We start from the raw sequence: 25,925 nt of genomic DNA on the forward strand, positions 1-25,925 counted from the left end.
CCCGGTGCAACGGTCCGGAGCGCCGTCGTGTTCCCGACCGGCGTCGCATTGGCGGGCGCGCCCGCCCGTGGAGGACAATGGCGCGCATGGCCGCACGACCCCGCCGTCCCCGTCCCCACCCCGCCGACCTGCCGCCCGCCCTGGCCGCCGCCGTCACCGTGGCAGCCCGGCGGGCCGGGGGTCGCGACTCCCGCGTCCGCCGAGCGGGCCGCCTGGTCCGCCGCGGAGTCACCGGATCGGTGCGCGGCGGCGTGGCCGTGGCCTCCCCGGTGGCCCGCTGGGCCCCGCCCGTGCTCAGCGTCGCCGCGGCCTCCGCCTTCGTGCTGGCCGGGGCGAGCTCGGCGCTCGCAGGCGTGTTCGCCCGCACCGTGGTGACCCCCGTGCGCCGCCACGCCGAGTCCACGCCGATCCTCGCCGTCGTCGACACGCCCGCCGGGCAGGACGTGATCCTGCAGGCCGACGAGTACACCACCGTGCCCGGCCAGTACTCCCTCACGTTCGACGACGGCGCCGGATGCGCCCGCATCGGGGAGATCACCTCCTTCGACCCCCGGGACGGCACGGTGCAGCGCGCGGTCGAGGAGGTCTTCTCCGGCGATCTGACGACGGCGACCCGGGGCCGGTTCACCGGCTTCGTCTACCCGACCCCCGCCGACGCCGGGCTCGACGCCGAGGACGTGCAGGTGCCGGTGCCCGGCGGCCACGCCCGCGCATGGCGCATCGAGCCGGACCCCAGCGAGGACGGCGAACCCCGTCCCGCGGAGGGGCTGTGGGCGGTGATGGTCCACGGCCGCGGCGCGCGCCGCAACGAGGGCATCCGCGCCGTGCCGACCGCCCGCCGCCTGGGCATGACGTCGCTGCTGATCTCCTACCGCAACGACGGCGACGCCCCGGACGCCGCCGACGCCCGCTACGGGCTCGGCACCACCGAATGGGAGGACGTCGAGGCGGCCATCCGCTACGCCCTCGACCACGGCGCCCGGGACGTCGTCCTCTTCGGCTGGTCCATGGGCGGGGCCGTGGTGCTGCAGACCGTGGACCGCTCCCCGCTGGCCCCGCACGTGCGCGGCGTGGTCCTGACGGGCCCCGTCATCGACTGGGTGGACGTGCTGCGCCACCAGGCCCGGCTCAACCGGATCCCCGAAGCCGTGGGCCTGCTCGGCCAGTGGCTGCTGGCCAACCGGGCCGGCCGGTTCATCACGGGCCTGGCCGCCCCCGTGGACCTCAAGGCCCTGGACTGGGTGACCCGCGCCGACCACGTGCGTGTGCCCACGCTGATCCTGCACTCCGAGGACGACGAGTACGTGCCCGTCGGCCCCTCGCAGGACCTGGCCGAGCGCAACCCGGACCTCGTGCGGTTCGTCCGCTTCCACCAGGCCCGCCACACCCGCGAGCAGAACGTGGACCCGCGCAAGTGGGACACCACCGTGCGCGGCTGGCTGCGCGCCGTGCTCAGCGCCCCCCGCCCCGGCGGCCGGGGGCGCTGACCGCGCTCAGGCCGCGGCGTCCGCCAGCCCCCGACGGCGCAGCAGCGGCTCGAGCTCGGCGTCCCGGCCACGGAACGCGCGGTAGGACTCCAGCAGGTCACGCGTATCGCCCCGCGAGAGCAGCTCGTCCGCGAACCGGCGGCCGTTCTCCCGCGTCATCCCGCCGTGCTCGCGGAACCACTCCACGGCGTCCGCGTCCAGCACCTCGGCCCACACGTAGGAGTAGTACCCGGCCGCGTAGCCGCCGCCGAAGATGTGCTTGAAGTAGCCGGTGCCGTAGCGCGGAGGCACCAGGTCCGGGTCGATGCCCGCCTCGGTCAGCACCCGGCGCTCGAACGCGGCCGGGTCGGCCGTGGCGGCGTCCACCGTCTCCTCCGTCAGCGAGTGCCAGGCCCAGTCCACGAGCGCCGCGCCCAAATACTCGACCGTGCGGTGCCCCTCGCCCCACAGGTCCGCCGCCTCGAGCCGCTCCAGCGTCCCCGCCGGCAGCGGCTCGCCCGACTCCACGTGCCGCGCGTACGCGGCCAGCAGGGACGGCTCGCGCAGCCACACCTCGTTGACCTGCGACGGGAACTCGACGACGTCGCGCGGCACGTTCGTCCCGGTGAGCGAGGCGTACTCGCCCCGGGCCAGCAGCCCGTGCAGGGCGTGGCCGAACTCGTGGAACAGCGTCGTGGCCTCATCCAGCGTCAGCAGGGCCGGACGCCCCGCCGCCGGGGCCGGCACATTCATCGTGGTGAACACCACCGGGCGCTCGCCCAGGGCGTCCGCCATGTCCCGCACCGTGTGCATCCAGGCACCGCCCGACTTGGTCGGCCGCGCGAACAGGTCCGCGACGAACAGACCCACCCCGGCACCGTCCTCACCCGTCACCTCGAACACCCGGATCCCGGGGCGGTACAGGTGCCGCGCCAGCTCCGGGCGCTCGGCGAACGTGAGCCCGTACAGCGCCGTCGCCGCCGCGAACACGCCCTCGGTCAGCACCCGGTCCAGCTCGAAGTACGGGCGCAGGGCGTCCGCGTCCACCGCGAACTCCTCCCGCGCGTACGCCGCGGACAGCGCCGGCCAGTCCCATGGGGCCACCTCGGCGTCCGTCCGGCCCGCGTGCGCCGCCGCCGTCGCCGCGTCCGCCCGCGCGTTGGCCATCGCCCGCGGCGCCATCGCGGCCAGCAGCTCCTCCACGGCCGCCGTCGACGGCGCCGCCCGGTCCTTCAGCGCCTGCTCGGCCCAGCTCTGCGCCCCCAGCAGCCGCGCCTTGCGCAGCCGCAGCCGCACCATCGCCATCGCCGTCGTCAGCGTCTCGTGCTCCCCGGACCCGCCCCGGCCCGTCGACGCCTCGAACACCTCGCGCCGCATCCCCTCGTCCTGCAGGGACGCCAGCCACGGCTGCGACGTGAACAGGGACAGCGTCAGCAGCCACGGGCCCGCCGCCGCGTCCCCGTCCCCGTGCCCCGCCTCGGCGGCCGCCCCCGCCGCCGCGGCCAGGTCGTCCTCGCTCAGACCGGCCAGGCGCTCGCGGTCCGTGACGAGCACGGCGCGGGCGGCGGTGTCCGCGACGAGGCGGCGCGTGTAGGCGGCCGAGAGGGACGCCAGCTCCGTGTTGATCCCGCGCAGCTCCTCGCGCGCGGCCTCGTCCAGGTCCGCCCCCGCCAGGGAGAGGCGCAGGCGCAGCGTCTCCAGCAGGCGGGCGTCCTCGCCCGTGAGGCCGCCGTCGTCGATCGAAGCGGCGCGCGCCGCCAGCCGCGGGTCCAGCAGGATCGCGTCCTCGTGGGCCGCGAGCTCGGGGGAGAGCTCCTCGGCCAGGGCCTGCCGCGCATCCGTGCCGTCCGAGCCGACGAGCGTGAAGAACATCGCGGCGGAGCGGCGCAGCAGCTGGCCGGACAGCTCGAGCGCACGGACGGTGTTCTCGAAGGTCGGCGCCGTGGCCGCCCCGAGGATCTGGTCGACCTCGGCGCGCTGGGCCGCCATCCCCGCGCGCACGGCCTCGGCCAGCTGCGCGTCGGAGACGGCGGAGAAGTCGGGCAGCCCGTAGGGCAGGTCGGAGGGGGTCGCCAGCGGGTGGTCGGCGGGCAGGACGGAGGGCGCGGAGGTGTGGGTCATGGGCGCGAGTGTAGTCAGCCGTGATCCGCGCCACCCCACCGGGCGTCGCTAGACTGGGCGGTCGAGCCAGCAGACGAGATCCAGACCTGAGGAGGCGTGATGGCAGGACATTCCAAGTGGGCGACCACCAAGCACAAGAAGGCCGTCATCGACGCGCGGCGCGCCAAGGCGTTCGCGAAGTACATCAAGAACATCGAGGTCGCGGCACGTGCCGGCGGACCCGACGTCGCCGGCAACCCCGCCCTCGACCTGGCCGTGTCCAAGGCCAAGAAGGCCTCGGTGCCCAACGACAACATCGACCGCGCCGTCAAGCGCGGCGCCGGCCTCACCGGCGAGGTCATCGACTACGCCGAGATCATGTACGAGGTCCGCGGCCCCCAGGGCTCGGCGCTGCTGGTCGAGTGCCTGACCGACAACAAGAACCGCGCCGCCGCGGACGTGCGCGCGGCCGTCACCCGCAACGGCGGCACCATGGCCGACTCCGGCTCCGTCTCCTTCCTCTTCGAGCGCAAGGGCCTCGTGCGCCTGCCCGCCGAGGGCAACACCGAGGACGGCCTGCTCGAGGCCGTGCTCGAGGGCGGCGCCGACGCCGAGGAGGTCGTCGTCTCCGGCGACTCCTTCGAGATCCTCTCGGACCCCTCCGACCTGCAGTCCGTGGCCAAGGCCCTCGACGAGGCGGGCGTGGAGTACGAGTCCGACGAGCTCGAGTTCGTCCCCACCATGAAGGTGGACCTGGACGCGTCGGGCGCCCGCACCTTCCTCAAGCTGGCCGATGCCCTCGAGGACCTCGACGACGTCCAGAACGTCTTCTCGAACGTGGACATCGCCCCCGAGGTCCTCGCCGAGCTCGACGAGGACTGATCGCGCTGAGCGCGCGCCGGCCCGCCGACGTCGTCCGGATCCTCGGGGTGGACCCGGGGCTCACCCGCTGCGGGATCGCCGTGGTGGACGTGGACGCGCGACGGCGGGCCGCGCTCGTCCACGTCGAGGTCACGGGCACCCCGCCCACCGCCCCCCTGGACCAGCGCCTCCTGCGCATCGACGAGGCCGTCTCCGCGGTCCTCGCCGCGCACCGGCCCGATCGCGCCGCCGTCGAGCGCATGTTCGCGAACACGAACACGCCGACCGTGCTGGGCACGGCCCAGGCCGCGGGCGTGGCGATCGCCGCGGCCGCGCGCGCCGGCGTCCCCGTGGGCCTGCACACCCCCTCCGAGGTCAAGGCCGCCGTCACCGGACACGGCGATGCGGGCAAGGAGCAGGTCACCACGATGGTCACCCGGATCCTCCGCCTCGACGCCCCGCCGCGCCCGGCCGACGCGGCCGACGCCCTCGCCTTGGCCATCGCCCACGGCTGGCGCGGCACCGCCCTCGGCGCGGCCGCCGGCCAGACCGGCCTCGACACCGCGGACCTCGCCTCCCGGGCGGGGCGCTCGCAGTTCGCCGCCAAGGCGCCCGCGCGCGCCCGCCCGCGGGGCCAGCTCACCGCCGCGCAGCGGGCCTGGCTCGACGCCGAGCGCTCGGCGGGCGGCGGGCGACGCCGGTAGGCCGCTGCCGGGCCGGCGTTCGATGATATGTTCGAATCCGCGCCGACCGGCGTCCGTCCGTCCCGACAGGAGGGCCCCTCATGATCGCCTCGCTCAGCGGCACCGTCGAGCACGTGGCCCTCGACCGGGCGGTCATCGCCGTCGGCGGCCTGGGTGTGCAGTTCTCCGCCACCCCGCAGACGCTGGCCACCCTGCACGAGGGCCGGCCGGGGGCGGTGCAGACCCACCTCGTGGTCAAGGAGGACGCCCTGACCCTCTACGGCTTCGCGGACCGCGACGAGCGCGAGGTGTTCGAGGTGCTCATCACGGCCAACGGCGTGGGTCCCCGCCTCGCCCTGGCGATCCTCTCCGTCCACCACCCCGAGACCGTGCGCCGGGCGGTCACCGAGGAGGACGAGAAGACCCTCACCCGCGTGCCCGGCATCGGGCCGAAGATGGCGCGCAAGATCATCGTCGAGCTCTCCGGCCGCCTCGCGCCCACCGGGGAGCCGGTGCCCGAGGCGGAGGCCGAGGCGAGCGCCGAGCCGACCGTCGAGGCGCTCTGGCACGCCGACGTCGTGCAGGCGATGGCCGGCCTGGGCTGGTCCGAGAAGGAGGCGCTCAAGGCCGTCGAGGCCACCGTGGCGGCCCGCCCGGAGCTGGACGAGGGCCGCGACGTCGCCGCGCTGCTGCGTGCCACCCTGCGCGACGTCGGCATGGCCGGCTCTGTGCGAGGCGGGCGATGAGCGCGGAGTCCTCGCCGCTGTCCGCGGCGGCCGTCGACCCGGAGGAGCGTCGGCTCGAGGCCGCGCTGCGCCCCAAGCACCTGGACGAGTTCGTGGGCCAGATGCGCGTGCGCGAGCAGCTGGACCTCATGCTCGCCTCCGCCCGGCTGCGCGACCGCGCCGCGGACCACGTCCTGCTCTCCGGTCCGCCCGGGCTCGGCAAGACCACGCTGGCGATGATCGTGGCCGCGGAGATGAACGCCCCCCTGCGGCTGTCCTCCGGCCCCGCGATCCAGCATGCGGGCGACCTCGCGGCCATCCTGTCCTCGCTCACCGAGGGCGAGGTGCTCTTCCTCGACGAGATCCACCGGATGTCCCGCCCGGCCGAGGAGATGCTCTACATGGCCATGGAGGACTTCCGGGTGGACATCGTGGTGGGCAAGGGCGCCGGCGCCACCTCGATCCCGCTCGAGCTGCCGCCCTTCACGCTCGTCGGCGCCACCACGCGGGCCGGCCTCCTGCCGGGGCCGCTGCGCGACCGCTTCGGCTTCACGGGCCATCTGGACTTCTACACCGAGGTGGAGCTCGAGCGCGTCCTGCGCCGCTCCGCCCTGCTGCTGGACATGCGGCTGGCCACGGAGGGGTACCGGCAGATCGCCCGGCGCTCGCGCGGCACCCCGCGCATCGCCAACCGCTTGCTGCGCCGCGTGCGGGACTGGGCGCTCGTGAAGGGGCTGGCCGAGGTCGGCGCGCACGACGCCGCCGCCGCCCTGGACATGTACGAGGTCGACGGGCGCGGCCTGGACCGGCTCGACCGGTCCGTGCTCACGGCCCTGTGCACCACGTTCGGCGGCGGGCCCGTGGGGCTCAGCACGCTGGCCACCGCCGTGGGGGAGGAGGCCGAGACCGTGGAGACCGTGGCCGAGCCCTTCCTCATCCGCGAGGGCATGGTGGCGCGGACCCCCCGTGGCCGCGTCGCGCTGCCGGGGGCCTGGGAGCACCTGGGCCTCGCCGCTCCGGAGGCCACGCCGGGGCCGTGACGCCCAGGGCGGGCCCCTACACTGGACAGGCCCGCCCACCCCGAGCATCAGGAGTCCCCCATGCCCGTCGCCACCGCCGCGACCCTGCCCGTGATCGCCCAGCAGGCCCAGGGGGGTGGCGGCAGCCTGCTCATGCTCATCGCCTTCGCCCTGCTCGCGGTGATGCTCTTCCTCTCCTTCCGCAAGGGCAAGAAGATGCAGCAGCAGCAGGCGCAGATGCGCAGCACCCTCGCCCCAGGCGTCGAGGTCATGACGGGCGCCGGCATCTTCGGCACCGTCGTGGCCGTGGACACCGAGGGCCAGCGGGTGACGCTGGAGACCGCCCCGGGCACCCGCATGGACGTGCACCTGCAGGGCGTCACCACCGTCGTGGAGCCGGAGACGGCCGCCGCGCCCACCACGGACCCGTCGCGTCTGGATGACGCCCCCGGCACCGAGTACCGCGCCGACGACGCCGACGACCCGCGTCCGCGCCGCGACGACCTGGCCTGAGGCCCACCCACCCCTGCACACGCGGCCCCGCCTGGCGGGGCCGCTCGAATGTGACGGAAGCACCTGAGCAATGGCGAAGAGAACACCCACCGGCTCCGCCGGGCGCACCCTGGCCTGGCTGGCCGCCCTCCTCGTGGTCCTGGCCGCGATCCTCGGCGGGGGCGTGGCCTCCGGCGCGGCCTCCTGGGCTCCCAAGCTCGCCCTCGACCTCGAGGGCGGCACGCAGATGGTGCTGGCCCCCCAGACCTCGACGGGCGAGTCCGTCACCCCCGAGCAGCTGGACCAGGCCGTGGAGATCATCCGCCAGCGTGTGGACGGCTCCGGCGTGGCCGAGGCGGAGGTCGCCACGCAGGGCTCCCAGAACGTGGTCGTCTCCCTGCCCGGGGTCCCGGACGAGGAGACCCGCCGCCTGATCCAGGCGTCCGCGGACATGCAGTTCCGCCCCGTGCTGCAGTCCGGCCCGGGGGAGGCCACCCCCGAGGACCAGCGCCTGCCAGAAGACCAGCTGCCGAAGCCCGACGGGGAGCCGGCGGACGCCTACGACCCGAACTGGGTCACCCCGGCCCTGCTGGCCGAGTTCCAGGCCACGGACTGCACCGCCCCGCGGGACCCGGCCGCGCCCCCGCCGCCGTCCGACCGGGCGATCGTCGCCTGCCAGCCCTCCGAGGAGCTCGCCGACGGCGCCGTCACGCCGGCCCAGAAGTACATCCTGGGCCCCGTGGTCATCCCGGGCACCCAGATCAAGGGCGCGTCCAACGGCATGGCCCAGGCCCAGGGCGGCGTCTCCACCAACCAGTGGGTCGTCAACATCGAGTTCGACGAGGAGGGCACCAAGGCCTTCACGGAGGTCACCCAGAAGCTCACCCCGTACCCCGAGGGCGACCCGCGCAAGCAGTTCGCGATCTTGCTGGACGGGGACGTGATCTCCGCGCCGCAGTCCAACGTGGTCATCACCAACGGCAGCGCGCAGATCAGCGGCCCCACCCTGAACGAGCAGACGACGGCGCAGTTGGCCGAGCAGCTCAACTACGGCTCCCTGCCGATCTCCTTCTCGATCGAGTCCGAGCAGCAGATCTCCGCCACGCTCGGCCGGGACCAGCTCTTCTGGGGCCTGATCGCCGGCCTGATCGGCCTCGGCCTCGTGGCCGTGTACCAGTTCTTCCAGTATCGGGCCCTGGGCCTGCTGACCTTCGCCTCGATCATCGTGGCGGGCGTGCTGACGTGGCTGACCATCGCGATCCTGGGCTGGACGGACAACTACCGCCTGTCCCTCGCGGGCATCGCCGGGCTCATCGTGGCGATCGGTCTGACGGCGGACTCGTTCATCGTCTACTTCGAACGCATCAAGGACGAGCTGCGCGCGGGCCACACCGTGCCCGTCGCCGTGCACGAGGGCTGGAAGCGCGCCCGGCGGACGATCACCGCGTCCAAGGCCGTGAACCTGCTGGCCGCCGTCGTGCTGTACTTCGTGGCCGTCGGCAACGTGCGCGGCTTCGCGTTCACCCTCGGCCTCACCGCGATCGCCGACCTGATCGTGGTGTTCATGTTCACCCACCCGCTCATGGTGCTGTTGGCCCAGACCCGCTTCGTGGGCGAGGGACACCCGATGTCCGGACTGGACCCGTCGCTGCTGGGCGGGCCGTCCCTGTATCAGGGCGCCGGCCGCTTCCGCGAGCCCGCCCACGCCCCCCGCACCGGGCTCCCGGCGGAGGACTCCGACGAGCCGGCTGACGCGGCGGCCGCCGACGCCCCGCGCCCGCTCGTCGCGACGGGCGCCCCCCGCGCGGGCTCGTCCGCCCGGGGGGGCGGCCGCCGCTCGCGCACCGCGCCGCCCATGACGATCGCCGAGCGACGCCGCGCCGAGCGACGCCGCCAGGAGGAGGACCAGTGAACCGCTTCGCCGACTGGGGCAACGCCCTCTACTCGGGCCGCATCTCCTACCCGTTCATCCAGCGCTGGCGGCGGTGGTTCGCCCTCGCCGCCCTGCTGCTCGTCCTCGCCGGCGGCCTGACCGCCCTCCGCGGTGGCTTCAACCTCGGCATCGAGTTCCGGGGCGGCTCCGAGTTCACCGTCTCGCAGACGGCCTCCACCGACGTGGCCGCGGGCGAGCGCGCCGTGACCGACGTGCTGGCCGACGGCCACGCCACCGTCACGAACGTCGCCCCGGGCACCGTGCGCGTCCAGACCGAGCAGCTCGACGACGCCCAGACCCGAGCCGTGGCCGCGAACCTGCAGGAGGCCTACGGCGTCGGCCAGGACCAGGTGACCTCGACCTTCGTGGGGCCGACCTGGGGCGCCGCGGTGTCGCAGCAGGCCCTGATCGGCCTGGTGATCTTCGTGGTGCTCGTGACCCTGTTCATGGCCGTGTACTTCCGCACCTGGAAGATGTCCCTGGCCGCCGTGCTCGGCATGCTCTACGTGGTCGCGCTGACCGCCGGCATCTACGGCGCCACCGGCTTCGAGATCACGCCGTCGGCCATCATCGGCTTCCTCACGATCCTGTCGTACGCGCTCTACGACACCGTGGTGGTCTTCGACAAGATCCGCGAGAACACGATCGGGGCCGAGGAGGACCCGGAGCGCTCCTTCGTCGAGAACGTGAACCTCGCGGTGAACCAGACGCTCGTCCGGTCCATCACGACCTCCGTCGTCGGCATCCTGCCGGTCGGCTCGATCCTGTTCATCGGCGCGGGGCTGCTCGGTGCCGGCACGCTGCGGGACATCGCGCTCGCGCTGTTCGTGGGCATCATCGTGGGCACCCTGTCCACCCTGTTCCTCCAGGCGCCGCTGTACGCCCTGCTGCGCCGCAACGACCCGGACGTGCGCGACCACGACGCCCGGGCCGCGGCCCGCGCCGCCCGGGAGCGTGCCTCAGAGGCGGTCACCGATCCCGACGTCGCCCCCTGGGACGACGGCGCGCGACTCTGACGGAGCCGCTGCGGCCCCGGTGGTCTTCCTGGGGCGGGGTGGGACGGGCGCGGGTAGACTCGCCGATCATCCCGGCCGGAGCGGTCGGGGCCGCACGAGTCAGGAGGCGTGGCCCATGAGCGAGCAGGACCCCACTCCCGCCCCGGCCCGTCCCGCCCCGGCCCGTCCCGCCCCGGTCCGGCCCCGCAGCCGGATCGCACGCCTGACCGGCCGGCACGCCACCGAGTACTCGCCCCTGCTCGAGCCGCTGATGCGCACCGTGCGGCAGCGAGCCACCAAGACCGAGCTGGCCGAGATCGTCCGCGCCTTCGAGGTCGCCCGCGCGGCACACGAGGGGCAGATGCGGCGCTCCGGGGACCCGTACATCACCCACCCCGTCGCGGTCGCCACGATCCTCGCCGAGATCGGCGTGACGGGCCCGACGCTCCTGGCGGCCCTGCTGCACGACACCGTCGAGGACACGGACTACTCCCTGGAGCGCCTCCGCGCCGACTTCGGCTCCGAGGTCGCCCTCCTCGTGGACGGCGTGACCAAGCTGGACAAGGTGACCTACGGCGCCGCGGCGCAGGCCGAGACCGTGCGCAAGATGGTCATCGCGATGGCCCAGGACGTGAACGTCCTGCTCATCAAGCTCGCCGACCGGCTGCACAACGCGCGGACGTGGCGGTACGTCTCCCCGGAGTCCAGCGCCCGCAAGGCCCAGGAGACCTTGGACATCTACGCCCCGCTGGCCCACCGGCTCGGCATGAACACCGTCAAGTGGGAGCTCGAGGACCTCTCCTTCGCCGCCCTCAAGCCCAAGATGTACGCGGAGATCGTGCGCCTCGTGGGGGAGCGCAACCCGGAGCGGGAGAAGCACATCGCGGCGCTGCGCACCGTGATCGAGGAGCACCTGCGCGAGCACCGGATCCGGGCGACCGTCACCGGACGGCCGAAGCACTACTACTCGATCTACCAGAAGATGGTGACGCGCGGGAAGGACTTCGACGACATCCACGACCTCACGGGCATCCGGGTGCTCGTGGACTCCGTGCGTGACTGCTACGCCGTGCTCGGCGTCATCCACGCGCGCTGGAACCCGGTCCCGGGCCGGTTCAAGGACTACATCGCGGTCCCGAAGCTCAACATGTACCGCTCCCTGCACACCACGGTGATGGTGCCGGGCGGCAAGCCGGTGGAGATCCAGATCCGCACGCAGGAGATGCACCGCCAGGCCGAGTACGGCGTCGCCGCGCACTGGCGGTACAAGGCCCAGGTCGCCGGCCAGGCGCCGGTGCAGGCCACGCCGGCCTGGCTGCGCTCGGTGATGGACTGGCAGGCGGACACCCGGGACCCGGACGAGTTCCTCGCCTCGCTGCGCACCCAGATCGGGGCGGACGAGGTGTACGTCTTCACGCCGAAGGGGGAGATCCGCACCCTGCCGGCCGGCTCCACGCCCGTGGACTTCGCCTACGCCATCCACACCGACGTCGGCCACCGCACCATCGGCGCCCGGGTCAACGACAAGCTCGTCCCGCTGTCCACGCCGCTCAGCCACGGCGACACCGTGGAGGTCTTCACCTCGCGCGCCGAGGACGCGGGGCCGAGCCGGGATTGGCTGGGCTTCGTGGTCTCGCCGCGGGCCCGGTCCAAGATCCGTCACCACTTCGCCACGCAGCGCCGCGACGAGCAGGCCGACCGGGGACGCGAGTCGCTGACCCGTCAGCTGCGCAAGGCCGGCATGGCCGTGCAGCAGGTGCTCGGCGGCGAGGAGCTGGTGCAGGTGGCCACGGATCTCGGCTACGCGGACCTCGACGGGCTGTTCGTGGCCCTCGGCGACGGCCACGTGTCCGCCCAGTCCGTGCAGGAACGCGTCGCGGAGCGCCTCGCTCCGCCGACGTCGACGCAGGCCGAGCCGGAGGGCGAGCTGACCGTCGGCGAGGTGGACCTGCAGGAGCTGGTCCCGGCCCAGTCGCGGCGCGCCCCCGCGCGGGCCACCAACGACGCCGGCGTGCTCGTGGACGGCGACGGCGGCGTCATGGCCAAGCTGGCACGGTGCTGCAACCCGGTGCCGCCGGACGCCATCGACGGGTTCGTCACCCGCGGCTCCGGGGTCTCCGTGCACCGGGTCGACTGTCCCAACCTGGCGACCCTGCTCGCGCAGGAGCCGGAGCGCCGCACCCCGGTCAGCTGGGCGCCGTCGCGGGACACCGTCTACCTGGTGGAGATCCAGATCGAGGCGCTGGACCGCAAGTCGCTGCTCTCCGACGTCACCCGGGTCCTCTCCGAGAACCACGTGAACATCCTCTCGGCCTCCGTGAACACCACCCGCGACCGCGTGGCGATGAGCCGGTTCGTCTTCGAGATGGGCGACCCCCGGTTCCTCGGCCACGTGATCGACGCGGTGCGCCGCATCGACGGCGTCTTCGACGTGCACCGCACCTGAGCCTCCCGGCCTCAGTCGGGGACGTCCAGCGCCGCCAGCAGCGCGCCCAGCCGGCGCCGGGCCGCCACGACGCCGGCACGGCGGGTCCGGCGGGCCAGCCGCTCCCGCAGCCCGGCGGCGCCGTGGGCGCCGATCACGGCGGCCGCGCGCCGCGCCGCATCCGGGTCGGCGCTGAGCAGCAGGTCTTCGACTGTCCGGGCGGGCGTCGTGACCCGCACGGGGCCGAAGCGGAGCACGTCGTGCTCGGCGGGGGCGACGCCCGTGGCATCGGCCGCGACGTCCGACTGCGTGAGCGTCCAGGGCAGCAGGCCCCCGCCGGCGGGGCGCCGGTGGAAGTGCGGCACGGCCGCGTGCAGCCGCCCGGGCGCCGCGCCGCCGGCCAGGATCCAGGCCGCCGACGGGCCGATCGCGGTCCAGCCGGCGGCCAGGAGCGGGCCGCCGAGGGTCCACAGGGCAGCGGCCCGGACCGCGGGATCGTCCGCGGCGTCCGGCCGCGCCCACACCCCGGGCAGCAGCGGCCGCACGGCGCCCCGCGCGCCGAGCGCCTGCAGCTCCGGCTCCGTGAAGGGGTCGCCCGCCAGCACGAGTGCCCCGGTCGGGGCGGTCTCCTCGATCGTCACGGTCGTCATGCCCGGATCCTGCCAGAGACGGGGACGCCCCCGCGGCCGCCTGTGGACAGGCGGGCCGCGGGGGCGTGCTCGAGACGGGTGGGGCTCAGCGGAGCTCGGAGGCCGAGGCCTCGAGGGCCTGCTTCCACTGCAGGCGCGCGTCGAGCGCCTCCTGGGCCTTCTTGACGGCGCGCTGGTCGCCCCGGGCCTGGGCCCGGGCGAGATCCGCCTCGAGCCCCGCGATGGTCTCCTCGAGCTGCGTGAGGGCGGAGTTCGTGCGGGCCTTGGTCTCCGGGTCGGTGCGGCGCCAGTGCTCGTTCTCCGCCTGCTTGAGGGCGTCCTCGAGCTTGCGGAAGCCCTCCTCCATCCGGCGGACGTCCCCGCGGGGCACGCGGCCGGCATCCTCCCACCGCCCGCGCAGCTCGTTGAGCGCGCGCCGTCCGGCCTTGACGTCCGTGAACGGGAGCAGCTTCTGGCCGTCGGCGAGGATCTGCTCCTTCACCTTCAGGTTGGCCCCGTACTCGCGGTCGATCTCCTGGTTCGCGGCCTTGCGGGCGGCGAAGAAGACGTCCTGGGCGGCGCGGAAGCGGGCCCAGAGGGCGTCGTCCTCCTTGCGGGAGGCCCGGGGGGCGCGCTTCCACTCGTCCATCAGGTCGCGGTACTTGCCGGCGGTCACGCCCCAGTCGGTGGAGGTGGACAGCTCCTCGGCACGGGCGATGAGACGCTCCTTGACCTGCTTGGCCTCGGCCGAGGCGGCGTCCAGCCGGGAGAAGTGGGCGCGGCGGGTCTTGTCGAACGCGGTGCGGGCGCCGCGGAAGCGCTTCCACAGGTCGTCCTCGACCGACTTGGCCAGACGCGGACCGGCCTTCTGGGCGGCCTTCCACTCCTCGAACAGCTCCGTCATGCGCTTGGACGCGGTCTTCCAGGGCATCCGCTCGGCCGGGGTCTGGGCGAAGGTCTCGGCCTCGGCGACGATGGCCTCGCGGGTGGCCAGCTGCTCGGCCTGGGCGGCCTGCCGGGCCTCCTGTTCCGCGGCGCGGTAGTCGCCCAGGAGGGTCTCCAGGGCCGCCAGGCGGGTGCGGAGGGCGTCCATGTCGCCGACCATGTGGCGCTCGTTCACCGCGGTCGTCATCTGACCCAGCGCCCGGCCCAGCTCACCCGAGGGGGCGCCGGCGGCGATGCGCTGCTCGAACAGGGCCATCTGGGCGCGCACGTCGTCGTACTTGCGCACGAAGTACGCCAGCGCGTCCTCGGTGCTCGCGTCCGGCACCTGGCCGACCGCGTGCTCCTCCTGCCCGTCCAGCAGCGTGACGTGGCCGTCCTCGCTCACCCGGGCGAACCTGGCGGCCTCCTCCACCGGGGTGGGCGGCACGGTCGGGGCCACGACGGGGGCCGGGGCGACGGACGCGGCGGCGGGCGTCGCGGGGCGCACGGCGGCCGGGCTGGCCTTCTTCATCGCGGCCGGGGAGGGCACGGCGGGCGTCTCGGCGGGCTGGGAGGAATCACCGTGCGCCGGGGCGTCGGGGACGATCTCGGGGACGGGCCGGGCCTCGGCGGGCACGGTCGTATCGGCGGCCTCGGCCGACGCGGGGGTGGACTCGGTGGCGGGGGACTGCTGGTCGTCGGGCTGCATGTGATTGGTCACCGCTGGAACTCTCCCTGACTGCGCCGGCACGCAGTCGTCGAGGGATGCGGCCGGTCGGGATGGACACGAACAGGGCCAGCGTACCGGGCCGGACAGCGCCCGCGCCTAGAATGGGCCGGTGCGCCGGCGGGGGACCGTCGCGCGTCCCCGCCGTCGTCGTCTCGAAGGATCGCCATGTCCCGCAAGGCCTCCCTGTCCGGTTTCCACGAGTGGCTGCCCGCCGAGCGGCTCGTGGAGCAGCACGTGCTCGACACGCTGCGGCGGACCTTCGAGCTGCACGGGTTCGCCGGCATCGAGACCCGTGCCGTGGAGACCCTGGGCCAGCTGCTGCGCAAGGGCGAGGTGGACAAGGAGGTCTACGCGGTCTCGCGCCTGGCCGAGGACGAGGAGGTCGCCGCGGGCCTGCGCGATCCCAAGGACCCGGCCGACCCCAAGCGCCTGGCCCTGCACTTCGACCTCACCGTGCCGTTCGCCCGCTACGTCGTGGAGAACGCCGGCCACCTCGCCTTCCCCTTCCGTCGCTACCAGATGCAGAAGGTCTGGCGCGGGGAGCGCCCTCAGGAGGGCCGCGCCCGCGAGTTCACCCAGGCGGACATCGACGTCGTCGGCGACGGCGCCCTCTCGCCCCGGTACGACGCCGACGTCGCACTGGTGATGGCCGAGGCGCTCGGCGCCCTGCCGATCGGCGACTTCCTCATCCGCGTGAACAACCGCAAGCTCGCCGAGGGCTTCTACCGGGGCATCGGCCTGGAGGACACCGCCGGCGTGCTGCGCAGCATCGACAAGCTGGAGAAGGTCGGCCCGGAGGAGGTCGCGCGGCTGCTCCAGGAGGAGGTCGGCGCGAGCCCCGAGCAGGCTGCGCAGGCGCTGGCCCTGGCGGACATCCGCACGTCGGACACCTCGTTCGTCGAGCGGGTCCGCGCCCTGGGGGTGACCCACGAGCTGCTCGAGGAGGGGCTGACCGAGCTGGCCGACGTCGTCGCCACCCTGCACCGCCGCGCCCCCGGGCGCGCCGTGGCGGACCTGTCCATCGCGCGCGGCCTGGACTACTACACGGGCACCGTCTACGAGACCGTCCTGGTGGGCCACGAGCAGCTCGGCTCGATCTGCTCGGGCGGCCGCTACGACGCGCTCGCGTCCAAGGGGAACCGCGTGTTCCCCGGTGTCGGACTGTCCATCGGCGTGACGCGGCTGGTGATGCGCATGCTGTCCCAGCAGATGGCCGTGGCCTCCCGCTCCGTGCCGACCGCGGTGTACGTGGCGCTGACGGCGGACGAGGACTGGTCCGAGGCCCAGGACGTCGCGGCCCTGCTGCGGGAGCGCGGCATCCCCGCGGAGGTCGCGGTGTCCGCGGAGAAGTTCGGCAAGCAGATCAAGTATGCGGACCGCCGCGGCATCCCGTTCGTCTGGTTCATGGGTCGGGACGACGCCGGCGCGCGGGTCCACGAGGTGAAGGACATCCGCTCCGGCGAGCAGCACGCCGCGGACCCGGCCGACTGGACCCCGCCGGCCGAGGACCTGCTGCCGCAGGTCGCCCGCGCGCAGGACTGAGCGGACGCGGCCGCTATGCCGGCCCCGGTGTGCGGCGGCGGTGGGTGTCTGCGCGTCGGGTCACCGGCCCCGGCGCCCGGCCCGCACGAACGCGCGCCCGCCCACCCCGATCAGGAACACGCCCGCCATCGCGGCCACGGACATCGGCGGCAGGCTGAGGGCGAGCAGCAGGCACAGGGCCAGGCCGAGGACGTTGACGGCGCGGGGCACGCGCAGCGGGCGCGGCCGGGCCGGGCGGCGGCCGTCGTCGTCCCCGCGCAGGGTCAGGGCGGACAGGTTCGCCACCGCGTAGTAGACGAGCACGCCGAACGAGCTGAAGCCCACCACGGTGAGGATGTCCGTGGTGAGCAGGAGCAGGATCACGGCCGCGGCCACCGTCAGCTGAGCCGTCCACGGCGTGCCGGTCCCCGCATGGACCCGTGCCAGGGGGCGGGGCAGGTCGGACTCGCGGGCCATGGCCAGGGCGGTGCGGGAGATGCCCGTCAGCAGGTTGAGCATGGCCCCGGCCGCGGCGAGGGCGGCGCCGGCCACCGCCACCCAGCCCCAGCCGGAGCCCAGGGCGGTCTCGAGCAGGTCGCGCACGGGCGCCGGGGACCGGGCCAGCCCGGAGGTCCCGAGGCCCGAGATCAGCGCCGTGGCGAGCAGCAGGTACAACGCCACGGTCACGGCGAGGGCGATCAGGATGGCGCGCGGGATCGTGCGTGCGGGGTCGATGACCTCCTCACCCATGGTGGCCACGCGCGCGTAGCCGGCGAACGCGAAGAACAGGACGCCCGCGCCCATGAGCACGCCCTGCACGGGGGAGTCGACGCCGAGCGCCGCGGCCGAGCCCCCGGGGGCCTCGCGCGCCAGGCCTGCGCCGATGGCCAACACGAGCACGGCGAGCACGGGCACGAGGATCGCCAACGTCGCCTGCGCGGTCCGCGTCACGCCCGCCATCGCCACCCCGGTGAGCACGACGACGGCGGCCACGCCCGTCCACCGGGCCGCGGCGGCGTCGTCGGGGAAGAGGTACAGGCCGAGGGTGGCCGCCATCGCGGCCACCGACGCGGTCTTGCCCGTGACGAAGCCCCAGCCGGCGACGAAGCCGGCCCACGGGTGCAGCTGCCGCCGGCCGTAGACGTAGGCGCCGCCGGACTCGGGGTGGACGGTGGCCAGCTGCGCCGTGGACAGGGCGTTGCACAGGGCCGCGACGGCCGCGACCGCCAGGGCCCCGTACAGCAGGCCGGGGTGGCCGCCGGTGAGCGCGGCCGCCAGGCCGATCGCGGTGAACACGCCCGCGCCGATCATCGAGCCGAGGCCGATCGCGACGGCGTGGAGCAGGGTCAGGCGGCGCTGCAGGGCGGCGGTCATGACGGGGTCCTCCTGGGCTGGGGCAGTGTGGACGGGGCACTAGACTGACGGGAACGGCGCGCGCCCGCCCCGCAGGCGTATCACACGGCGTCGACCATCACATGAACCCCGCACATCGTCCGGCGACCGGACGGAGAGGATCCTCGTGCTGCGCACCCACTCCCTCGGCGAGCTCAACGCCTCGCTCATCGGCCAGACCGTCACCGTCACCGGCTGGGTGGCGCGGCGGCGAGACCACGGCGGCGTGGCCTTCGTGGACCTGCGCGACGCCTCGGGCTTCGCCCAGGTTGTGGTGCGGGACGAGGCGGACTTCGACCCGCTGCGCAACGAGTGGGTTCTGCAGGTCACCGGCACGGTCGAGCGCCGCCCCGAGGGCAACGAGAACCCGAACCTTCCCTCCGGTGAGATCGAGCTGATCGCGGAGACCGTGACGGTGCTCAACACCGCCGCCGCGCTGCCGTTCCAGGTGGACGAGCACGTGGAGGTCGGCGAGGAGGCCCGGCTGCGCCACCGCTACCTCGACCTGCGCCGCCCGCAGCCCTCGCGCATCATGCGCCTGCGCTCCGAGGTCAACCGGACGGCGCGCGAGCTGCTGCACGGCGAGGGCTTCGTGGAGGTCGAGACCCCGACCCTCACGCGCTCGACGCCGGAGGGCGCCCGCGACTTCCTCGTCCCGGCCCGCCTGGCTCCCGGCTCCTGGTACGCCCTGCCGCAGTCGCCGCAGCTGTTCAAGCAGCTGCTGCAGGTGGGCGGGATCGAGAAGTACTACCAGATCGCCCGCTGCTACCGGGACGAGGACTTCCGCGCGGACCGTCAGCCCGAGTTCACCCAGCTGGACATCGAGGCCTCCTTCGTGGAGCAGGATGACGTGATCGCCCTCGGCGAGAAGATCGTCAAGGCCCTGTGGGCCCTCGTGGGCGTGGACGTGCCGACGCCGATCCGCCGCATGACCTACGCCGAGGCCATGGAGAAGTACGGCTCGGACAAGCCGGACCTGCGCTTCGGCCTCGAGCTGACGGACCTGACCGAGTACTTCAAGGACACCCCGTTCCGCGTGTTCCAGAACGAGTACGTGGGCGCCGTCGTGATGCCGGGCGGCGCCTCCCAGGCCCGCCGCACCCTCGACGCGTGGCAGGAGTGGGCCAAGCAGCGCGGCGCCAAGGGCCTGGCCTACGTGCTCATCCAGGAGGACGGCGAGCTGACCGGTCCGGTGTCCAAGAACATCTCCGAGGAGGAGAAGGCCGGGCTGGCCGCCGCCGTGGGCGCGAACCCGGGCGACTGCGTGTTCTTCGCCGCCGGCAAGCCGAAGGAGTCCCGCGCGCTGCTGGGTGCGGCCCGCGTGGAGATCGGCCGTCGCTGCGGGCTGTTCACCGACGCCGGTGACGGCGTGGCCGCGAAGGACGCCGACTGGGCGTTCGTGTGGGTCGTGGACGCGCCGATGTTCGAGCCGGCGGCCGACGCCGTGGCCTCGGGCGACGTCGCCGTGGGCGCGGGCGCCTGGACCGCCGTGCACCACGCGTTCACCTCGCCCAAGCCGGAGTTCGCGGACACCTTCGACACCGACCCGGGCTCGGCCCTGGCCTACGCCTACGACATCGTGTGCAACGGCAACGAGATCGGCGGCGGTTCCATCCGCATCCACCGTCAGGACGTGCAGGAGCGCGTGTTCGAGGTCATGGGCCTGTCCCCGGAGGAGGCGAACGAGAAGTTCGGCTTCCTGCTCGAGGGCTTCAAGTACGGCGCCCCGCCGCACGGCGGCATCGCGTTCGGCTGGGACCGCGTGGTCGCCCTGCTGGCCGGCACCGACTCGATCCGCGAGGTCATCGCGTTCCCGAAGACCGGCGGCGGCTTCGACCCGCTGACGGCCGCACCGGCGCCCATCACCGCCCAGCAGCGCAAGGAGGCCGGCGTCGACGCGCAGCCGGAGCCGAAGCAGGCCGAGGCCGAGCCGGGAGCCTGATCCGGGCCCGCGGCGGGCCCGCCTCAGCCGCGCCGCGGACCGGCCAGCTCGTCCGAGTCCACGATCAGCGTGAACGGCCCGGAGTTGGTGAGGGAGACGTCCATCTTCGCGCCGAACACCCCGCGCTCCACGCGCACGCCGGCGGCCTCGAGCTCGGCCGTGAACCGCTCGTAGAGCGGCTCGGCCTGGTTGCCCTTCGCCGCGCGCGTCCAGGACGGCCGCCGGCCCTTCCGCACGTCGCCGTACAGCGTGAACTGGCTGACGACGAGCGCCGGGGCACCGGCGTCGGTGAGGGACCGCTCGCCGTCGAGCATGCGGAGCCCGGCCACCTTGCGGGCCACCTGGACGGCCTCGGCCTCGGTGTCGTCGACGGTCACGCCGAGCAGGATCACCAGCCCCTCGCCCTCGAAGGAGCCGACGACTTTGCCGTCGACGGTCACGGACGCGGAACGGGCGCGTTGCAGAACGGCTCTCATGCAGCCATTCTGCAACGCGCCCGGAACCGGTCCGCGTCAGCGGATCACTGACGACGGGTCGGATTCACCTCGTACACGGTGGTCGAGCCGGAGACCTCGTTGGCGACGATCAGCAGGGCGGTGCCGGAGGGGGACTCGTCGGCCGGCACGAAGGTCAGGCCCTCGGCGCCCATGTCACCCAGGCCGGCCGTGGCGTCGTCGCCCGCGGCATCCCAGTCACGGTCGTTGACGTAGTCCACGTAGGTGGCGTTCCGCGGGTCGGTGATGTCGAAGACCACCACGCCGCCGATGCGCTCGAGGCCCACGAACGCGTAGGTGCGGCCCTGGATCGTGCCCACCACTACGGACTCGGGCTCGGGGCCCTTGTCATCCGAACGGGAGTCCCCGGACGGGGTCTCGTCGTTGTTCGCGTTGAACGCGTGCTCCGGCAGCTCGCCGGCGGCCACGAGCCGGGCGATCTGCTCCTCGATCATGCCGGCGGAGTCGAACAGGCGGGTGCCGTCCGCGGTGTAGATGGAGAAGGACCGGCCGCCCAGTGTGGTCAGGGAGGAGTGGCACTCGCGCTCAGAGTCGTAGCCGAGGTCGGTGAGCACCTTCAGGCGGCCCAGGGCATCCTTCTTCTGCAGGGCCTTGGCCCCCGGGAACTCGGCGGCGCACAGGTCCAGGTCGCTGACGCGCTCGGAGTCGTTGAAGTCGCCCCACTCCCGCCCGTCACCCTCGTTGGCGGTGACGACCAGGTTCTGACCGCGCCAGCGGTACGTGTCGATGCCGTCGGGCATGGGCAGGCCGTCGACCGGCCAGTGGCCCAGCTCGATGCCGCCGTCCTTGTCCGAGGCGTCCAGCACGCCCTCGGTGGACCAATCGGTGGGCGTCAGCGCCCAGAGGTCCTCCAGCGTGGCGGACTTCAGGTCCACGACGGCGACGGCGTTGGCCTCCTGCACGGACACGTAGGCGGTGCGTCCGGTCGGGTCGACGGTGACGTACTCCGGCTCGAGGTTGCGAGCCACCCGACCGGCGGGCTCGTGACCGGCGGGCACCGCCATATCGGGGCCGGAGACGCGCACGCCGGCGGGCAGGGCGGTGCCGGCGTCGTAGGCACGGAAGTCCACGGTGCGCACCGCGTCCTGGGTCAGGCGGGAGAACTGCCGGGCGTTCTTCGGTACGGAGACCACGGAGATCGTGCCCTCCGGGTCGACGGAGAAGTCGTCGGCCGGTTCGCCCTCGTTGGCGACCACCACGTACGCCCCGTTCGGGGAGAAGGCCAGCGAGTCCGGCAGGGCACCCACCCGCACGCCGCCGAGGTAGCGCAGGGTGGTGGTGTCGAAGAACACGACCCAGCCGTGGTCGGTCTTCTCGGCGGCCTCGACGGCGACGGCCATCACACCGCCGGAGACAGCGACGGAGTTCACCGTGGCGCCCTTGTCCGTGACGGAGCCGTCCGCGGTGCGCAGGCCCTCGGCGGAGAGGGTCCGCTCGGCCACGGGGGCGGCGTCGGCGCCCAGGCGCATGACGTCGACGGCGCCGCGCTGCGCATTCACCACGAACAGGCGGCCGGAGACCGCGTCGAAGGCCGGGATCTCGGCGGCGGACTCGCCGAACACGCCGGTCTCGTGGGTGCCGGCGCGGGTGAGCTCGATGCTCTTGCCGGACGGGTTGGCGGCGATGGCGGCGCGCTGGGCCGTGGCCGAGTGCGGGGCGGGCGCGCTGAGGGAGGCCGGGGCGAGGAAGGCCGTGGACAGGGTCGCGGCGGTGACGGCCGTGGCGAGGCGTGCGAGGCGAGGCATGGATGCTCCAGTCAGGGCAGGGAGGCGGAGGACGGGGTCACCCCATCGCACGGATGTGAACGGTCCGTGACGTCCCGGCCAGCGCGCGGTGTCCCGCGGGTGTCGACGCCCCGGACGCCCCGCGTGCCGTCCGCCGAGGTCAGTCCTCGCTCGGCAGCCCCGCGAGCACCCGCACCGTCGTGAGGTTCCGGGCCGTGCCGCGCACCCCGAGCGCCCGGTCGAGGCGGGCCGGAGTGAGCGGGGAGTCGGCGACCCCCGCGGCGCAGCGCATCCACAGCAGCCGTCCCTCCAGGGCCGTGCGATCCGGCCCCGCGGGTCGGTCGTCCCCGTGGTCGAGCGCGGCCAGGGCGGCGGCCGCCTCGGGTGCGGGGTCGTCCTCGAGCACGGTGAGCTGCGTGCGTTTCGGCTCGCCGCCGGCCCAGGGGAGCGCGTCGTGCAGCTCCAGGGCGCGCCGGAGCGTGCCCACGTCCACGAGGACCACGGGGACGTCGAGGCCGCCCTCCTCACGCGCCCGTCGCGCGAACCCCTGCCGCACGCCCTCCGCGGCTGCGTCGGAGGACGCCCGGAACAGGACGTTGCCGCTGGCCAGGTGGGTGGTGACCGCCTCCCCGCCGGCGGCCTGGGCCCAGCGGATCAGCGTGTCCTTGCCGACACGGTTGCTCCGCCCCACGTTGATCCCGCGCAGCAGCAGGACGTGGGTGTGGTCGGTGCGCGGGGCGGCGGGGCTCATGCGGCCATGATGCCACCCACGCCCCCGCGGGCCGAGGACTACCCTGGACCCGATGGACGACCTCTTCAGCGCCGCCCACAACGGGGCCGACGACGACGGCCCGGCCGGCACCGTGGCCGCCCCGCACCCCGGCGCACCGCTGGCCGTGCGCATGCGCCCGCGCACGCTGGATGACGTGCTGGGCCAGCGGCACCTCATGCGGCCGGGCTCCCCGCTGCGCAAGCTCGCCGAGCCCGATCCGGACTCCGCCGCGGGACCGAGCTCGGTCATCCTCTACGGGCCTCCGGGCATCGGCAAGACGACGCTGGCCCACGTGATCGCCCGCGCCCCCGGGCGCACGTTCACGGAGCTGTCCGCGATCACGGCCGGTGTGAAGGACGTGCGGCAGGTGATGGAGCAGGCCCAGCGCGAACGGGACCTCTACGGGCGCACCACCGTCCTGTTCCTCGATGAGATCCACCGCTTCTCCAAGGCGCAGCAGGACGCGCTGCTGCCGGGCGTCGAGAACCGCTGGGTCGTGCTGGTGGCCGCGACCACGGAGAACCCGTCCTTCTCCGTGATCGCACCCCTGCTCTCCCGGTCGCTGCTGCTCACGCTGCGTCCCCTCACGGACGACGACATCGTCGGGCTGCTGGACCGTGCCGTGACCCAGGAGCGCGGGCTCAACGGCGCCGTGGTGCTCCAGGACGACGCGCGGGACTACCTGGTGCGGATGGCCGGCGGCGACGCGAGGCGGGCGCTCACGGTGCTGGAGGCCGCGGCCGGCGTCGCCCTGGACAAGGCGCGCGAGGCCGGCCGGGCGGGGGAGGGCGCCGTCGCGGTCACGGACGAGGACGCCGCGCAGGCGATGGACCACCACGTCCAGCGCTACGACAAGGACGGCGACCAGCACTACGACGTGATCAGTGCCTTCATCAAGTCCATCCGCGGCTCGGACGTGGACGCGTCGATGCACTACCTCGCCCGGATGCTGGAGGCGGGGGAGGACCCCCGGTTCATCGCCCGGCGGCTGATCATCTCCGCGTCCGAGGACGTGGGCATGGCCGACCCGACCGCGCTGCAGACCGCCGTGGCCGCCGCCCAGGCCGTGCAGCTGATCGGCATGCCGGAGGGACGCATCATCCTGGCGCAGGCCGTGACGCATCTGGCCACCGCGCCGAAGTCCAACGCGAGCTACACCGCCGTGAACGAGGCGATCGCGGACGTGCGGGCCGGCCACACGGGCGCGGTGCCGGCGCACCTGCGGGACGCGCACTACCCCGGCGCGGCGGCCCTCGGCCACGGCCAGGGCTACGTCTACAGCCACGACGAGCCGCACGCCGTCGCCCGTCAGCAGTACGCGCCGGACCCCCTGGTCGGGAGGGACTATTACCGGCCCAAGCCCATCGGACACGAGAAGCGGCTCACCGAGCAGGTGGCCGCGCTGCGCCGGATCATCCGCGGCGACTGAGCGCGCGCCGGGCCCGAGGGCGGACGCCTCGGGCGGCCGCGCGGAATAAAGACCCCGGATCACCGGTTGTCCAGGGATGAGCGGGGCGGTCGACGTCGGCCCGCCGACTCCTCGCCCGCTCGCGCCCCCATGCACCACCGACGCACAGAAGGAACAGAAGGAGCCGCCCCCATGACCCAGTCCACTCCGCAGCAGTCCACCCCCCAGCACACCGCCGCGCAGCAGCCGGCCCCGTACGGCCGCCCCGGCGCCGGCGGCCCCGCCCTCCCGCAGGCCGACTACCGCATCCTGCGCTCCGTCCCGGCCTACGCCGAGGCCCAGGCCCTCGTGGACCAGCTCTCCGACGCCGGGTTCCCCGTGGAGCGCGTGCGCATCGTGGGCACCGGGCTGCGCTCCGTGGAGCAGGTCCTGGGCCGGATGACCACCGGCAAGGCCGCCGTCCGCGGCGGGCTGCAGGGCCTGTGGTTCGGCCTCCTGCTCGGCCTGCTCTTCTCGATCTTCGCCCCCGGCTTCGGGTTCCTCTGGATCCTGCTGATCTCCCTGGGCCTGGGCGCCCTGTGGGGGGCCGTCTTCGGGGCGATCGGCCACGCGGCCACCGGCGGCAGGCGCGACTTCACGTCCCTGCAGACCATGGAGGCCGAGTCGTACGACGTGCTGGTCGAGGCCTCCCACCTGGACCAGGCCGGTCAGCTCCTCGGCGCGGACCCCGGCACCGCGGCCACGCCGCGCGCCTGAGCCCCGGCCCGCCCCGTCGTCGTCGCTCTGGTAAGGTGGACCGGTCTGGCAGGCGCTGCGCCCCGGACGCATCCCCCTCGAACGGTCCACGGGACACCCGCGTGCCCGGTCGAGGGACGCGCAGCGCATCAGTGGATGACGGGCGGCGGCACGCCCCTCAGCTCTCCTCAGGATCGCGGGGAGGCCAGGTTCGAGTCCCCTTGACCCGTGTGCCCCGGCGCGCGGACGAGACCTCGAGACAAACCCGAACCGTGCCGCACGTCAAGGAAAGGCAGGTCCACCATGAGTGGCAACCTTCGCACCCGCCGCACCGTGCGGCACTCCCGCGCCCTGGGCATCGCGCTGACCCCCAAGGCCGAGAAGTACATGGAGCGTCGTCCGTACGGCCCCGGCCAGCACGGCCGTGCCCGCCGCAAGCAGGACTCGGACTACGCGGTGCGCCTCAAGGAGAAGCAGCGTCTGCGCGCCCAGTACAACATCCGCGAGGCCCAGATGCGCCGCTACTTCGAGGAGGCCAAGCGCACCGCCGGCCTGACCGGTGAGAACCTGGTCGAGCTCCTCGAGCAGCGCCTCGACGCCCTCGTGCTGCGTGCCGGCTTCGCCCGCACCATCCAGCAGGCCCGTCAGCTCGTCGTGCACCGCCACATCCTGGTGGACGGCAAGCGCGTGGACGTCCCCTCGTTCCGCGTGAAGGAGGGCCAGATGATCCACGTGCACGAGCGCTCGGAGAAGATGGTCCCCTTCCAGCTGGCCGCCGCCGGCGCCCACCAGCAGGTCCTGCCCGCCACCCCGGGCTACCTGACCGTGGAGATCGACAAGCTGCGCGCCACCCTCACCCGTCGCCCGAAGCGCTCCGAGGTCCCCGTGACCTGCGAGGAGCAGCTCGTGGTCGAGTACTACGCGCGCTGATCCG

The 25,925-nt window shown here is 74.0% G+C and carries 21 protein-coding genes; 14 read left to right on the forward strand and 7 right to left on the reverse strand.

All coding sequences use genetic code 11. The features are described 5' to 3' along the window. Positions 1-86: 86 nt before the first annotated feature. Entirely contained in the window at positions 87-1,487 is a 1,401-nt protein-coding gene (locus NR073_RS03265; protein WP_020627847.1) for a S9 family peptidase, read from the forward strand. Positions 1,488-1,493: 6 nt separating this feature from the next. On the opposite strand, the gene NR073_RS03270 is transcribed toward NR073_RS03265, so the two are convergent. Then, positions 1,494-3,587 carry a M3 family metallopeptidase gene (locus NR073_RS03270; RefSeq protein ID WP_036380983.1) on the reverse strand — a complete coding sequence of 698 codons (2,094 nt, stop codon included), beginning with the start codon at positions 3,585-3,587 and terminating at the stop codon, positions 1,494-1,496. A gap of 99 nt (positions 3,588-3,686) precedes the next feature. Here NR073_RS03270 and NR073_RS03275 point away from each other — a divergent pair, with 99 nt between their 5' ends. From NR073_RS03275 to NR073_RS03310, 8 genes are all read left to right on the forward strand, one after another. Then, positions 3,687-4,448, forward strand: coding sequence for a YebC/PmpR family DNA-binding transcriptional regulator (locus tag NR073_RS03275; protein WP_036317934.1), 762 nt, complete (start codon positions 3,687-3,689; stop codon positions 4,446-4,448). Between the two features lie 47 nt (positions 4,449-4,495). Next, positions 4,496-5,131 (forward strand): crossover junction endodeoxyribonuclease RuvC, encoded by a 636-nt coding sequence (ruvC, locus tag NR073_RS03280; RefSeq protein ID WP_036317938.1) that lies wholly within the window; start codon positions 4,496-4,498, stop codon positions 5,129-5,131. A gap of 80 nt (positions 5,132-5,211) precedes the next feature. Next, complete coding sequence (ruvA, locus tag NR073_RS03285) at positions 5,212-5,856, forward strand: Holliday junction branch migration protein RuvA (protein ID WP_036317942.1); 645 nt, start codon at positions 5,212-5,214, stop codon at positions 5,854-5,856. Then, a complete protein-coding gene (ruvB, locus tag NR073_RS03290) occupies positions 5,853-6,875 on the forward strand; it encodes a Holliday junction branch migration DNA helicase RuvB (protein WP_036317944.1) in 1,023 nt (340 codons plus the stop codon). Before ruvA ends, ruvB begins: the two co-directional genes overlap by 4 nt. A gap of 60 nt (positions 6,876-6,935) precedes the next feature. Further along, positions 6,936-7,367 carry a preprotein translocase subunit YajC gene (gene yajC, locus NR073_RS03295; RefSeq protein WP_036317946.1) on the forward strand — a complete coding sequence of 144 codons (432 nt, stop codon included), beginning with the start codon at positions 6,936-6,938 and terminating at the stop codon, positions 7,365-7,367. Positions 7,368-7,437: 70 nt separating this feature from the next. Then, entirely contained in the window at positions 7,438-9,258 is a 1,821-nt protein-coding gene (secD, locus tag NR073_RS03300; protein ID WP_036317949.1) for a protein translocase subunit SecD, read from the forward strand. Further along, positions 9,255-10,295 (forward strand): protein translocase subunit SecF, encoded by a 1,041-nt coding sequence (gene secF, locus NR073_RS03305; protein ID WP_036317952.1) that lies wholly within the window; start codon positions 9,255-9,257, stop codon positions 10,293-10,295. Before secD ends, secF begins: the two co-directional genes overlap by 4 nt. A gap of 115 nt (positions 10,296-10,410) precedes the next feature. Continuing rightward, complete coding sequence (locus NR073_RS03310) at positions 10,411-12,720, forward strand: bifunctional (p)ppGpp synthetase/guanosine-3',5'-bis(diphosphate) 3'-pyrophosphohydrolase (protein WP_069941678.1); 2,310 nt, start codon at positions 10,411-10,413, stop codon at positions 12,718-12,720. Positions 12,721-12,731: 11 nt separating this feature from the next. Here NR073_RS03310 and NR073_RS03315 read toward each other — a convergent pair whose 3' ends face one another. Then, positions 12,732-13,349: a hypothetical protein gene (locus NR073_RS03315; RefSeq protein WP_036380977.1), complete on the reverse strand. Its 618-nt coding sequence runs from the start codon at positions 13,347-13,349 to the stop codon at positions 12,732-12,734. A gap of 85 nt (positions 13,350-13,434) precedes the next feature. After that, positions 13,435-14,973 carry a DUF349 domain-containing protein gene (locus NR073_RS03320; RefSeq protein ID WP_044659821.1) on the reverse strand — a complete coding sequence of 513 codons (1,539 nt, stop codon included), beginning with the start codon at positions 14,971-14,973 and terminating at the stop codon, positions 13,435-13,437. A 174-nt stretch (positions 14,974-15,147) separates the two neighbouring features. On the opposite strand from NR073_RS03320, the gene hisS reads away from it, so the two are divergent. Beyond that, positions 15,148-16,524, forward strand: coding sequence for a histidine--tRNA ligase (gene hisS / locus NR073_RS03325; protein WP_036313678.1), 1,377 nt, complete (start codon positions 15,148-15,150; stop codon positions 16,522-16,524). Positions 16,525-16,584: 60 nt separating this feature from the next. Here hisS and NR073_RS03330 read toward each other — a convergent pair whose 3' ends face one another. Beyond that, on the reverse strand, positions 16,585-17,877 hold the full coding sequence (locus NR073_RS03330) for an APC family permease (protein ID WP_044659820.1): 1,293 nt from the start codon (positions 17,875-17,877) through the stop codon (positions 16,585-16,587). Between the two features lie 145 nt (positions 17,878-18,022). Between NR073_RS03330 and aspS the strand changes: the two genes are divergently transcribed. Then, positions 18,023-19,837 carry an aspartate--tRNA ligase gene (aspS, locus tag NR073_RS03335; protein ID WP_044659819.1) on the forward strand — a complete coding sequence of 605 codons (1,815 nt, stop codon included), beginning with the start codon at positions 18,023-18,025 and terminating at the stop codon, positions 19,835-19,837. A 23-nt stretch (positions 19,838-19,860) separates the two neighbouring features. Here aspS and dtd read toward each other — a convergent pair whose 3' ends face one another. From dtd to NR073_RS03350, 3 genes are all read right to left on the reverse strand, one after another. Further along, positions 19,861-20,313 carry a D-aminoacyl-tRNA deacylase gene (gene dtd / locus NR073_RS03340; RefSeq protein WP_044659818.1) on the reverse strand — a complete coding sequence of 151 codons (453 nt, stop codon included), beginning with the start codon at positions 20,311-20,313 and terminating at the stop codon, positions 19,861-19,863. Between the two features lie 44 nt (positions 20,314-20,357). Continuing rightward, positions 20,358-22,097, reverse strand: coding sequence for a choice-of-anchor I family protein (locus NR073_RS03345; protein ID WP_044659817.1), 1,740 nt, complete (start codon positions 22,095-22,097; stop codon positions 20,358-20,360). Positions 22,098-22,236: 139 nt separating this feature from the next. Next, complete coding sequence (locus NR073_RS03350) at positions 22,237-22,827, reverse strand: DUF1697 domain-containing protein (protein WP_044659816.1); 591 nt, start codon at positions 22,825-22,827, stop codon at positions 22,237-22,239. 52 nt (positions 22,828-22,879) lie between these two features. Between NR073_RS03350 and NR073_RS03355 the strand changes: the two genes are divergently transcribed. From NR073_RS03355 to rpsD, 3 genes are all read left to right on the forward strand, one after another. Further along, positions 22,880-24,277, forward strand: a complete 1,398-nt coding sequence (locus NR073_RS03355; RefSeq protein ID WP_044659815.1) for a replication-associated recombination protein A — start codon at positions 22,880-22,882, stop codon at positions 24,275-24,277. Between the two features lie 171 nt (positions 24,278-24,448). Next, positions 24,449-25,012 (forward strand): general stress protein, encoded by a 564-nt coding sequence (locus NR073_RS03360; RefSeq protein WP_020621560.1) that lies wholly within the window; start codon positions 24,449-24,451, stop codon positions 25,010-25,012. Positions 25,013-25,294: 282 nt separating this feature from the next. Further along, complete coding sequence (rpsD, locus tag NR073_RS03365) at positions 25,295-25,921, forward strand: 30S ribosomal protein S4 (protein WP_020621561.1); 627 nt, start codon at positions 25,295-25,297, stop codon at positions 25,919-25,921. The last annotated feature ends 4 nt before the right edge of the window (positions 25,922-25,925 follow it).

The sequence above is a fragment of the Micrococcus sp. Mcc28 genome (genome assembly GCF_024519775.1).
Taxonomy (GTDB): Bacteria; Actinomycetota; Actinomycetes; order Actinomycetales; family Micrococcaceae; genus Micrococcus; species Micrococcus luteus.